A 12,468-nucleotide genomic window follows, 5' to 3' on the forward strand; every position below is an offset into this window, starting at 1 on the left:
ACGAAAATGAGGAAGTTACGAATGAAAGATATCCCTTTATTTTCCTCTATTAAATTCAGATAATCATTAACGTCAAAACAACAAAACCATAACGCCTTACCCGGTCCCCTACAACCGTCCGTCGTTGCCCAGCGGCAGCGCGAGGAGAACACCATGGCTTCCTTACTGATTGACGATATTCCCAGCGCCATTACCGCCGTTAAAAGGCAATTGCGACAGGCTTTGCCAAATTATCGCGAAACCTTTCTGGCGCTGGAAGACAACATCCGCCAGCAGGTTGAACAAATTCGCCAGGAACTGGCCGCCGGTCAGAACCCGGTGCCGCAAATTGATGCCGAAGATATTCTGCAGCAACGCGTCAGCGAGCAGCAAAAAGCCTTGATCAAACAGCGTGGTGCCTGCGCCATCCGCGGCGTGTTTCCTCGCGATAAAGCCGAAGCCTGGAACCGGGAAGTTGGCAACTACCTTGAGCGCAACAACTTCGTTGAACGCCTGAAAGGCGCTGCCGAAGATAACTACTTCGGTAAACTGGCCGCCAGCAAACCGCAAATCTACGGTATTTACTGGTCAAAACCGCAGGTGGAAGCGCGTCAGGACGCGCGCATGCACGCTGTGCAGGTGTTCCTCAACAGCCTGTGGGAAACCGAGAGTAACGGCAAACAGCACTTTGACCCGACGCGCGTTACCACCTATGCCGATCGCACCCGCCGCCGTCCGCCAAACTCCTCTTCGCTCGGCCTGTCGCCGCACGTCGACAGCGGCACCATCGAACGCTGGCTGGATGAGAATTTCCGTTACGTCTATCGTCACGTGTTCTCTGGCAACTGGCAGGCTTACGATCCCTTTGCCGCCGATGGTCGCACCGAAGTACGTGAAATCGCGTCACCGGCGGTATGTTCGATGTTCCGCACCTTCCAGGGCTGGACAGCATTAACGCCGCAGCGCACCCACGCCGGCACGCTGAACCTGGTGCCGATTGCCAACGCCATGGCCTACGTGTTGCTGCGTGCGCTGCAGGATGACGTCGCGGATGACGATCTGTGCGATGCCGCACCAGGCCGAGCGCTGTCGATCTCCGAAAAATGGCATCCCCTTTTATTAAGTGGGGTTTCCCCTATTCCCGATTTGGAACCGGGCGACACGGTGTTCTGGCACTGCGACGTGATCCATGCGGTGGAAAACGAGCATAACGGCGAGTTCGACAGCAACGTGATGTACATCGCCGCCGCACCGGGCTGCGAGAAGAACGACGCTTACCTGCAACGCCAACTGCCCAGTTTTATGAGCGGCAAAACACCGCCGGACTTCGCCCCCGATGATTTCGAGGTGGATTTCGACGGGCGCGCCACGGTCGACCTGCTGACCCCACTCGGCAAAGAACAGTTAGGCATCAAATAACCGCGTCCCCGTGGTGCGCCGCCGGCCGCCACGGGGCCAATCCGCTGTGATATACTCCGCCCTATCTTTCCGCCGCAGCGAGAGCCCGTCGTGCACCCTTTTTTTGAAATGCTGTTAGCGGTATTCGATCGCGCAGCGCTGATGCTGATCTGCCTGTTTTTCCTCACCCGCACCCGGTTGTTCCGCCAGTTGCTGCAAAAAGAGGACCATACGCCGCTTGAACTGGGCATGGTCACCGCCATTTTCTCGCTGTTTGCGCTGTTCAGCACCTATTCAGGCGTCAACGTGGAAGGCTCGCTGGTCAACGTGCGGGTGATCGCCATCATGGCCGGCGGCATCCTGTTCGGCCCCTGGGTAGGGATAGTCACGGGGATTATCGCCGGGGTGCACCGCTACCTGATTGATATCGACGGTATCACCTCGGTTCCCTGTCTGATCACCAGCATCATTGCCGGTATCAGCGCCGGCTATATCAACCTGAAGGTGAAGAAAGAGCAGCGTTGGCGCGCCGGGATAGTCGGCGGCATGCTGTGCGAATGCCTGACCATGCTGTTGATTGTGCTGTGGGCCAAGCCGACCGAGCTGGGGCTGGATATTGTCTCCAAAATCGCCCTGCCGATGATCCTCGGCACGGTGTGCATCGGCCTGATCGTGCTGCTGGTGCAGAGCGTGGAAGACGAAAAAGAAGTGATTGCCGCGCGGCAAGCCAAGCTGGCGCTGGATATTGCCCGCAAAACGCTGCCCTATTTCCGTAATATCAACAGCGAAACGCTGGCCACCATTTGCGACATCATTCGCCATGACATTCAGGCCGATGCGGTGGCCATCACGGATACCCACCAGGTGCTGGCCTACGTCGGCGTGGGCGAAGAGGCATACCCCATTGGGCGTGAAGGGCTGAGTCGCGTCACCCGCGAAAGCATCCGGCACGGCAAGATCATCATCAAAAATAACCTGGAAAACCCGGCCACGCCGCAGATCCACTCGCAGTTGGTGATCCCACTGTGGGAAAAGGGAGAAGTGACCGGCGCGCTGAAAATTTACTACTGCCACGCCCACCAGATCACCAATACGCTGAAGGTGATGGCGGTCGGTCTGTCGCAGATCATCTCCACCCAAATGGAGGTCTCGCGTATTGAGCATCTGCGTCAAATGGCGGACAAGGCGGAAATGCGCGCCCTGCAGAGCAAGATTAATCCTCATTTCCTGTTCAACGCCCTGAATGCCATTTCGTCCTCGATCCGCATCAATCCGGACACCGCTCGTCAGCTGATTATCAACCTGTCGCGCTACCTGCGTTATAATTTGGAGCTGAACGACGAGTTGATCGACATCCGCAAGGAACTGCATCAAATTCAGGATTACATCGCCATCGAACAGGCGCGTTTCGGCGCCAAGCTGACGGTGATCTATGATATCGATGACGACATCTCGGTGCGTATTCCCAGCCTGCTGATCCAGCCGCTGGTCGAGAACGCCATTGTGCACGGCATTCAACCGTGCAAGGGCAAAGGGGTAGTGGTGATTGCGGTGAAAGATCAGGGCGATCGAGTCAGGATTTCGGTCAAAGATACCGGTCACGGTATCGACCCGCAGGTCATCGAACGCGTCGCCCGCAATGAGATGCCTGGGCACAATATCGGCCTGCTGAACGTGCATCATCGCGTCTCCCTGCTGTACGGCGAAGGGTTGCGAATTCGCCGTCTGGAACCCGGCACCGAGATTGCCTTTTACATCAGCAAAAACGGCGGCAAACTGCCGGTGGATAACAGCGCGCTGCCAGCCGGAGAGCCATCATGAAAGCCATCATTGTCGAAGACGAGTTTCTCGCTCAGGAGGAGCTCAGTTATCTGATCAAGAAACACAGCAATATCGTCATCGAAGCCACCTTCGATGACGGGCTGGACGTGCTGAAATACCTGCAAAACCACCAGGTCGACGCCATTTTCCTCGACATCAATATTCCGTCATTGGACGGCGTACTGCTGGCGCAAAACATCAGCAAATTTGCGCACCGGCCTTCGATAGTGTTTATCACCGCCTATAAAGAACATGCGGTGGAAGCGTTCGAAATCGAAGCGTTTGACTACATCCTCAAGCCCTATCACGAGGCACGCATCGTCACCATGCTGCAAAAGCTGGAGGCGCTGCATAACCGCCCGGCCAACCTGCCGGAACAGGCCAGCGCACCGAACCGCAGCAGCCACAGCATTAACCTGATCAAAGACGAGCGGATTATCGTTACCGACATCAACGACATTTACTATGCCGCCGCCGATGAGAAAGTGACGCGGGTTTACACCCGGCGCGAAGAGTTTGTGATGCCGATGAACATCACCGAATTTTACGGCCGCCTGCCCGAGGAGCATTTCTTCCGCTGCCACCGTTCCTACTGCGTCAATCTGTCAAAAATTCGCGAGATCGTCCCTTGGTTCAATAACACCTATATTCTGCGGTTGAGCGACCTCGATTTTGAAGTGCCGGTCAGCCGCAGCAAGGTCAAAGAGTTTCGCAAGCTGATGCGCCTGTAATCGCCAGCGGCTACCAGCGTGGCCCCGGCCCGTAGTAATAACCTGGCGGTGGCGGAGGCGGCATGCGGTAATGTGGGCGTTCGCGCCATTCGCGCCGTGGCGGACCGTAATAGATCACCCGCGGTGGTGGGCCATAGTAATAGCCACGCGGACGTTCATAGCCACGATGTTCAGCCCACCAGCGTGGATCGCGCCAGCGACCGCCGTCCCAATAGTGACCGCGATTATCGCGATCGCCGATATGCAACGAAAGCCCCGGCACATTCACACCGATGGACACGTCCGCATGGCTCACTAACGGCAGCGATAGCAGTGCGGCCAGTAACAACACTGTTTTTTTCATCTTAACGACTCCTGCAAAGCGGAACCCGTCCGTTCACCGCTAACATAGGCCTGTGCCCGCCGCCGCTCTATAGGAACAGTGCCCATTTACGCCTTTCGCACACATCCTTCACAATTTACCCACAATCTTGCACCGATGATTTACAATAAATCGCTGATATTCTTGATGTAGATCACGTGGCATCAGCTGCATTTCATCCCCTTTTACCCCCTAAAACGGCAACTCATGCGCTGCCAGATGCATTTCATTCCTTCCCTTGTGCAACTCATTCCCGATCCGCCGCCGAGTGGTACTACCAGCCATATAATATGCCCATACCGCGGGGCTACAGACGCTACCGCAAATTCTCGCCAACGGCTGACCGCCCGGCAATACACACACAGGAAGGAGACCGGCCATGAACACTAAACCGGTAAATCGCAGCTTAATCGTTCTGGGCACCATCATCTGCCAGATGGGTCTCGGCACTATCTATACCTGGAGCCTGTTCAACCAGCCGCTGGTCGACAAGTTCCACTGGGGCCTCGGTGACGTCGCCACCACCTTCTCCATCACCAGCTTCTTCCTGGCCTTCGCCACCCTGTTTGCCGGCAAACTGCAGGAACGCTTCGGCATCCGTAACCTGACGCTGTTCTCCGGTATCCTGGTAGGTCTGGGGCTGATTGCCAGCGCTTACGTCAGCTCGCTGGACATGATTTACCTGCTGGCCGGCGTGGTAGTCGGTTTCGCGGTAGGTATCGCCTATATCTCTACCCTGTCCAACCTGATCAAATGGTTCCCGGCCAACAAAGGCTTGATCTCGGGTATCTCTGTGGGGGCTTTTGGTAGCGGCAGCCTGTTGTTCAAATACGTCAACGCCGCGCTGATTGCCGACGTGGGCGTCTCCAGTGCCTTCTTCTACTGGGGTGCCATTGTTATGGCGCTGATTGTTCTGGGCTCCCTGCTGCTGAAAGAACCCGTACTGGCAAGCAAATCCGCACAGCAGAGCGCGGGTAACCTGGGCAACGACTTCAGCGTACGCCAGATGCTGGCGACCAAAGAAGCCTACCTGCTGTTCATGATTTTCTTCGCTGCCTGCATGAGTGGTCTCTACCTGATCGGTATCGTCAAAGACATGGGCGTGCAACTGGCCGGAATGGACCTGGCGACCGCCGCCAACACCGTGTCCGCCGTCGCTATCTTTAACACCGCAGGCCGCATCATTCTGGGCACGCTGTCTGACAAAGTGGGCCGCATGCGCGTCATCAGCTTCACCATGCTGGTTACCGTGCTGGCGATTGTGGCGCTGAGCTTCCTCACCCTGAATCACACACTGTTCTTTATCTGCGTCGGCGCAGTCGCCTTCTGCTTCGGGGGCAACATCACCGTGTTCCCAGCGATTGTCGGTGACTTCTTCGGCCTGAAAAACCACAGCAAAAACTACGGCATCATCTATCAAGGCTTCGGTTTGGGCGCGCTGGCGGGGTCATTTGTCGCCAAATACTTCGGCGGCTTCCACGCGACCTTTATGGTGATTGGCGTGCTGTCCATCGCTTCCCTGATTATCACCTTGTTCATCAAGGCACCGAAAGCGGTAGCGCAGGAAGAAGAAGCATTCGAGCCGGCACATCTGGCTAAAGCCTGATAGCTTAGACGGCAAAAAGGGGCGCAACCCACTGGGTTGCGCCCCTTTTTTTATCGCTGCGTCAGGTTACAGATGCATCCCCAGCGTCTGGCGCAGGTGGGCACCGGCACCCAGCAAGCCCGGTTGGCCATGGGTGATCATGAATACCGGGATCTCACGTACATAATCTTTGAAACGTCCTTTATCCTCGAACGCCGCACGGAAACCGGAAGCTTTAAAGAATTCCATAAAGCGCGGCACAATGCCCCCGGCGATGTAAACGCCGCCAAAGGTCCCCAGGTTCAACGCCAGATTGCCGCCGAAACGGCCCAAAATTACGCAAAACAGCGACAGGGCACGGCGGCAATCGATGCAGCTGTCGGCCAATGCGCGCTCGGTAATGTCCTTCGGCTCCAGCTTTTCCGGCAGCCGGTTATCCGACTTGACGATAGCGCGGTAAAGATTGACCAGGCCGGGACCGGACAGGACGCGTTCGGCGGAGACATGACCCACTTCGGCGCGCAACACCTCCAGAATGATGTCCTCTTCTTCGCTGTTCGGCGCAAAGTCCACGTGACCGCCCTCGCCCGGCAGGCTCACCCAGCGGCGGTTAACGTGCACCAGATGCGCCACCCCCAGGCCAGTCCCGGCACCGTATACCGCAATAGGTTTGTCTTTTTGCGCGTTGCCGCCGCCGAACTGCAACACGTCGTCTTCTGACAGCATCGGGATCGCCATCGACACGGCGGTGAAGTCATTAATCACTTCCAGATGGCTCAGCCCCAGGTTGGCCTTCATCTCTTTAATCGAAAACGCCCAGGTGTGATTGGTCATGGCAACCCAGTCTTCGGTGACCGGGCAGGCAATCGCGATACAGGCGTCCTGCACCTGAATATCATGCTCTTGCAAATATTGGCGGATCACCGCCTCCAGACTGTCAAACTCCAGGCCGGAATAGGTTTTCGCCTGGGTAATTTCACCCGTCGCCACAGTGCACAACGCCAGGCGGGCATTGGTGCCGCCTACATCACCTACGAGGGCATAGGTCATCAGTATCTTCTCCGCAAAATGAATAATAGAAAGCTGCCCACACTGTAAAATCCCGCCGCAAAAACAACAATCACCATCCTCCGCGCTGCCGTCCATTAGCGATCCAGATCACAAAAAACGTTTCAGCCTGGCGGCTTCAAGGCGATTTGAAACAAATTGCGGCAAAAAACGTCGCGCAGTGGCTGTTAACCGTCATAACTCGTAGGCACTATTACTCCGCTGTGGACCTGGCCCAGCCGGAAATTTCTTTGCGTGCCAGCGTGTCGATTGTCTGGCAAGCTAGCGCTATAACCCAATCACCCGTTCGCCCTGCCAGCCAGAGGGCCATTGACAAGGGATCCCCGCATGTTGCACCCGCGCGCCAATGCCATGTTGGCCTTCGCTCTGCCTGCTCTCATTATCGGTTCTGCCTCAAGTTTGGTGCTCATTCTGGTGATGAAGTTCGCCGAGGCTCTGCAACGGCTGCTCTGGGTCAATGTTCCCGCAGCGTTGAATATCGACACTCACTCCCCCTGGTGGCTGGTGGGCATGTTAACGCTCACCGGCGTCGCCGTCGGGCTGATTATCCGTTTTCTCCCCGGCCATGCAGGGCCGGATCCGGCGACCGAGTCTTTGATCGGTATGCCGTTGCCGCTTTCTGCGGTGCCTGGGCTGGGGCTGGCGTTGATTATTGGCCTGGCGGGCGGCGTCAGTTTGGGGCCAGAAAATCCGATCACCGCCATCAATATTGCGCTGGTGGCGGCGGCAGGTTCGCGTTTGCTGCCGAAAGTGCCGCGTATGGACTGGATTATTCTCGCGGCGGCCGGCACCATCGGCGCGCTGTTTGGCACCCCGGTCGCCGCGGCGCTGATCTTTTCGCAAACCCTGGCGGGCAATAATGACGTTCCCTTGTGGGACAGGCTATTTGCCCCGCTGATGGCGGCAGCGGCGGGAGCGGTCACCACCCAGCTATTTTTCACCCCGAATTTCTCACTGCAAATTGATGCCTATGCCGCGACCCGGCTGGCAGATATTTTCAGCGGCTCGGTTGTCGCCCTGATCGCTATCGCGCTGGGTATGGTAGCCGTGTGGAGTTTTCCGCACATTCATCGCCTATTTCATTCGATTAAGAATCCGGTGCTGATGCTGGGGTTAGGCGGCTTTGTGCTCGGCCTGCTGGCGCTGATCGGCGGTGAAATCACGCTGTTCAAAGGGCTGGACGAAATGAAGCAGTTAGCCATCGGTGAGAATTTCTCCGTCACGGAACTGATGCTGATTACGCTGACTAAACTGGCGGCGCTGGTGATTGCCGCTGCCAGTGGCTTTCGCGGCGGGCGCATCTTCCCGGCGGTGTTTGTCGGCGTAGCCTTGGGGCTGATGCTGCATCAGCACGTGCCAGCCGTGCCGGCAGCCATTACCGTTTCCTGCGCCATTATGGGGTTGGTACTGGTGGTCACGCGTGACGGCTGGCTCAGCCTGTTTATGGCCGTTGCGGTGGTGCCGGAGCTGCATCTGCTGCCGGTGCTGTGCATCGTGATGCTGCCCGCCTGGCTGGTGCTGGCGGGCAAACCGCTGATGCTGGTGGGCAAGGGCAAACAGCTTCCCCCGCGCGAAGATTAAGCCAGCGCGAATTCCGCTGCGGCGCGCGCATGGATTTCGGTGGTGTCGAATACCGGCACTGACGCATCTTGCGCGCTGACCAGCAGGCCAATTTCGGTACAGCCGAAAATAATGCCCTGAGCCCCCTGCTGCTCCAGATCACCGATAATGCGGCGATACTCGTCGCGCGACGCATCGCGGATTTTACCCAGGCACAGTTCTTCATAAATAATGCGGTGCACAATGTCACGATCGGCGGCTACGGGAGTGATCACCTCGATACCGTGCTTTTCCTGCAGTCGCCCACGGTAGAACTCCTGCTCCATGGTAAAGCGCGTACCGAGCAGCCCAACGCGACGAATATCCTGTTGGCGCACCTGCAGCGCGGTGGCGTCGGCGATGTGGATCAGCGGTAAACCGCTGGCCTGCTCGACCGCATCCGCCACCTTGTGCATGGTGTTGGTGCAAATGACGATGGCCTGCGCACCGGCGGCGCGTAATGAGGTCGCCGCATCAGCCAACAAGCGCCCGGCACCGTCCCAGTCGCCCTGATGCTGCAGGCGTTCCACCTCGTGAAAGTCGACGCTGTAGAGCACGATTTTAGCGGAATGCAGACCGCCCAGCCGTTGCTTAACCTGTTCATTGATCGTGCGGTAATAAGGAATGGTCGATTCCCAGCTCATACCGCCCAGCAGTCCCAGCACTTTCATCATTGCTCCTCGTTTTCATCGCCGTAATTCTTCGACATTACCTCAGAATCACGGCGGATACGACGGCTTATTTCGCGCCGGAATTCACCGGCTGGCGCGCCTCGAACCAGCGCTGACGCAGCGTGTCGTACACCCAGTTATAGAGCATGGTGTACGGCCGGAAGAACAGGAAGAAACCGATCTCCAGCATAAAGGCCTGAACGAAAGAAATGCTCAGCATCCAGGCGGCAATCGGCACGCCGATCAGCACAAAACCGGCCTCAAAGCCCAGCGCGTGAAACACCCGCACTTTAAGATTACGTGCCACACGGCTCACCGGCCACAGGCGGTCAAATACCGTGTTATAAACCATGTTCCAAACCATGGCGACGGTGGATAACATCACCGCCAACGCACCGATCTGCACCATCGAACGGTTGAGCAGCCAGGCGCCCAGCGGGGCGCAAATCATCACTGCGATAGCCTCAAAACCGACGGCGTGGACGATACGTTCAATGAAAGACTTGTTTTGCAGTTGCATACATCACCTGTTTTTTACCTTATAAATTTGTAGGGGCGCTGCAAGCCGCGCCCGTGTTACCAGGAGCGAATTTATTCGCCTCCTATGAAAACCAGGTGATTATCATCGAGTTTTTGAGTAGATTAAAGATGGGTTCCATCTATAAAGTAGATACATCATGCGTTACTCCCCCGAAGCTTTGCTGGCCTTCGTTGAAGCCGCCGCCCTGGGCTCTTTTTCCGCCGCGGCCCGTAAGCTGCGTAAAAGCCAGTCAACCATCAGTACCGCCATCGCCAACCTTGAGGCCGATCTGGGTTTGATCCTGTTCGATCGCCAGGCACGCCAGCCGGTACTGACAGCCGCTGGGCGGAAAGTGCTGGGCCATGTACAGGAAATTCTTGCGGCCAGCGAACGGTTGGATGCTCTGAGCATTCGGCTGGCGGACAATATAGAGCCGCGCTTAAGCGTAGTGTTTTCCGATACCTATCAGCCGAAACACCATGACCGGCTGATGCAGCAGTTCGAGCAGCGTTATCAGGATATCGAACTGGAGTGGATGATCGCTGAAGAAGGTGACGTGATTGACCTGCTGCAAATCGGTCGCGCGCACCTGGGCATGGTTGAGGTGCAAAAACAGTATCCGCCAGACATCGCCTTTGCCCGGCTGCCGGAGCAAACCGAAATGGGGCTGTTCGTCGCACATTCGCACCCGATGGCGCAAACTGCCTCGCCCACGCCTGAACAACTGTCCAGCACGCGGCAACTTATCCTGAACACCTATACCGGTGCCGAAACCGCCCGCTCTGGCGGGCTGGTATGGTCAGCCCCCAGCTATCTGCTGTTGCTGGAAATGGCGGAACAAGGGTTTGGCTGGGCGGTACTGCCCCGCTGGCTGGTGCAGCAATACGGTCACAACAGGCTCACCGAACTGCGTCCGCGCGGCTGGCCCAAGCTGATATCGGTGGATGCGGTTTGGTCTAAGCTGACCCCGCCGGGACCGGCGGGGTACTGGATGCTGGAGCGGCTTTTGGAAAGCTAACAGGTTCAGGCCGCCGCGTTACGTGACTGAAGGGCACTTGAGATCGTTTGCAGCAGTTCGGGAATGTCCATCTTCGGCAGCACCACTTCGACAAAGGCCAGCTGTGGGCTGTCGGCCACTTCGCTCAGCGCCTGGCGCAGCTGTTCCGGTTCGCTAACGCGTAACGCTTTCACTTGACGTTCAGCACCTAACGCCTGCGGCAGTTGGGTCCAGTTCCAATGAGCGATGTCGTTATAACGCTGGTTCGGGCCGTGGATTGCCCGTTCAATGGTGTATCCGTCATTATTCAGCAGGAAGATCACCGGCTTTAGCCCATCGCGCAACATCGATCCCAATTCCTGCACCGTCAGCTGTGCTGAACCGTCGCCAATCAGCAGCACCACTCGCCGCTCCGGCTCCGCCGTCTGTGCACCGAACGCCGCCGGCAGCGTGTAACCGATAGATCCCCACAGCGACTGGACGATGAAACGGCAGCCTTGTGGCAAGCTTAGCGATGCCGCGCCAAAACAGGCAGACCCCTGCTCGGCGAGCAGGATATCGCCCGGCCGCAAAAAGCCCTGTATCTGTTGCCAGAAACCGTGCTGATCCAGACCACTGCCGTTCGGATCCGGCAACGCTGAACGTTTAATCTCAGACCGTTGCCATTGGTTGGCCAGCGACAACGTTAACTGGTGTAACGCGATAACCGCGTCACGCATCGGGATTTGACTGAATACCTGCTGCCCCACACGCGCTTCAAAGGGCTGAAGATCAATACATTTCTCGGCAGGAAGGTGCTGACTGAATCCGGCGGTAATGGTATCGGTAAAACGTACGCCAACATTAATGATCACGTCGGCGTTCTCAATCAGCTGTTTTACCTGTGGCTCGCTAGCCGCACCGACGTAGGTCCCGGTGAAACAGGCATGAGTTTCGTCCAATACGCTCTTGCCAAGCAGCAAGGTTGAATGCGGCATATCCACCTCATTCATCCACTGCTCCAGCACCTTTTCAGCACCGAAGCGTTCGGCCAGGAAATCGGCCAACAGGGAAACCCGCCGGGCCGGTAACAGCAATTCCCGTGCGGCGGCGATAAAGGCCTGCAGTGATGCCGGTGAAAGATTGGCCTGTCGTAGCATTAACGGGGCAGGCTTTGACACCAGCGGCGCTTCAGCCACGTCGCTCGGCAGCAGCAGATAGACCGGACGACGCTCGAACAGCGCGGTAGTCAGCAGGCGATCTATTTCCCCTTCGGCGTTATCGGCGGTGAGGCTGGCCTGAGCCACGGTCACCTCTTTCGCCATGCGGGCGAAGTGACCAAAATCCCCGTCGCCCAGGGAGTGATGCAACAATTCACCAGCCCGTTGCGCACGCAGAGCCGGTGCGCCCACCACGTGGATCACCGGCAGGTATTCGGCATAGCTGCCGGCAATACCGTTGACTGCGCTCAGTTCACCTACGCCAAAAGTCGTCAACAAGGCGGCGGCTGGTTTACAACGCGCGTAACCGTCAGCAGCATAGGCGGCATTAAGTTCATTGGCGCACCCTACCCAGGTGATTTGCGGGTGATCGATCACGTGATCAAGAAACTGCAGGTTATAGTCACCAGGCACGCCAAAGAAGTGCCGGATGCCGATCTGAGCTAAACGATCGAGTAGGTAATCAGCCACCGTATAGTTCTTATTCATGATCATCACCTGCCAAGGGTTAGGATTTTCAGTATTAAGTATCGAAGATG

At 57.1% G+C, this 12,468-nt stretch carries 11 protein-coding genes; 6 read left to right on the forward strand and 5 right to left on the reverse strand.

Annotated features, from left to right (window positions below; translation table 11 throughout):
* Positions 1 to 153 precede the first annotated feature (153 nt).
* From EBA31_RS18540 to EBA31_RS18550, 3 genes are all read left to right on the forward strand, one after another.
* Positions 154 to 1,398 (forward strand): DUF1479 domain-containing protein, encoded by a 1,245-nt coding sequence (locus EBA31_RS18540; protein WP_122079939.1) that lies wholly within the window; start codon positions 154 to 156, stop codon positions 1,396 to 1,398.
* Between the two features lie 108 nt (positions 1,399 to 1,506).
* Positions 1,507 to 3,198, forward strand: a complete 1,692-nt coding sequence (locus tag EBA31_RS18545; protein ID WP_041415550.1) for a sensor histidine kinase — start codon at positions 1,507 to 1,509, stop codon at positions 3,196 to 3,198.
* Entirely contained in the window at positions 3,195 to 3,929 is a 735-nt protein-coding gene (locus EBA31_RS18550) for a LytTR family DNA-binding domain-containing protein (RefSeq protein ID WP_020827947.1), read from the forward strand. The genes EBA31_RS18545 and EBA31_RS18550 overlap by 4 nt, the downstream gene beginning before the upstream one ends.
* 10 nt (positions 3,930 to 3,939) lie before the next feature.
* On the opposite strand, the gene EBA31_RS18555 is transcribed toward EBA31_RS18550, so the two are convergent.
* Positions 3,940 to 4,272, reverse strand: a complete 333-nt coding sequence (locus EBA31_RS18555; protein WP_122079940.1) for a DUF2502 domain-containing protein — start codon at positions 4,270 to 4,272, stop codon at positions 3,940 to 3,942.
* Positions 4,273 to 4,669: 397 nt separating this feature from the next.
* Between EBA31_RS18555 and EBA31_RS18560 the strand changes: the two genes are divergently transcribed.
* Positions 4,670 to 5,896, forward strand: coding sequence for an OFA family MFS transporter (locus tag EBA31_RS18560; RefSeq protein WP_122079941.1), 1,227 nt, complete (start codon positions 4,670 to 4,672; stop codon positions 5,894 to 5,896).
* A gap of 66 nt (positions 5,897 to 5,962) precedes the next feature.
* Here EBA31_RS18560 and glk read toward each other — a convergent pair whose 3' ends face one another.
* On the reverse strand, positions 5,963 to 6,928 hold the full coding sequence (gene glk, locus EBA31_RS18565) for a glucokinase (protein WP_122080658.1): 966 nt from the start codon (positions 6,926 to 6,928) through the stop codon (positions 5,963 to 5,965).
* A gap of 342 nt (positions 6,929 to 7,270) precedes the next feature.
* Between glk and EBA31_RS18570 the strand changes: the two genes are divergently transcribed.
* Complete coding sequence (locus tag EBA31_RS18570; protein WP_122079942.1) at positions 7,271 to 8,524, forward strand: ion channel protein; 1,254 nt, start codon at positions 7,271 to 7,273, stop codon at positions 8,522 to 8,524.
* On the opposite strand, the gene EBA31_RS18575 is transcribed toward EBA31_RS18570, so the two are convergent.
* Together EBA31_RS18575 and EBA31_RS18580 are read right to left on the reverse strand one after the other, a co-directional pair.
* Entirely contained in the window at positions 8,521 to 9,213 is a 693-nt protein-coding gene (locus EBA31_RS18575) for an aspartate/glutamate racemase family protein (RefSeq protein WP_122079943.1), read from the reverse strand. The genes EBA31_RS18570 and EBA31_RS18575 overlap by 4 nt on opposite strands.
* Positions 9,214 to 9,280: 67 nt before the next feature.
* Entirely contained in the window at positions 9,281 to 9,733 is a 453-nt protein-coding gene (locus EBA31_RS18580; RefSeq protein ID WP_122079944.1) for a multidrug/biocide efflux PACE transporter, read from the reverse strand.
* A gap of 157 nt (positions 9,734 to 9,890) precedes the next feature.
* Between EBA31_RS18580 and EBA31_RS18585 the strand changes: the two genes are divergently transcribed.
* A complete protein-coding gene (locus EBA31_RS18585; protein ID WP_020827954.1) occupies positions 9,891 to 10,751 on the forward strand; it encodes a LysR family transcriptional regulator in 861 nt (286 codons plus the stop codon).
* 5 nt (positions 10,752 to 10,756) lie between these two features.
* Here EBA31_RS18585 and EBA31_RS18590 read toward each other — a convergent pair whose 3' ends face one another.
* Complete coding sequence (locus EBA31_RS18590) at positions 10,757 to 12,418, reverse strand: alpha-keto acid decarboxylase family protein (RefSeq protein WP_122079945.1); 1,662 nt, start codon at positions 12,416 to 12,418, stop codon at positions 10,757 to 10,759.
* Between the last annotated feature and the right edge of the window lie 50 nt (positions 12,419 to 12,468).

This window comes from Serratia sp. P2ACOL2 (genome assembly GCF_003691565.1).
In the GTDB taxonomy this organism is placed as follows: Bacteria; Pseudomonadota; Gammaproteobacteria; order Enterobacterales; family Enterobacteriaceae; genus Serratia; species Serratia liquefaciens.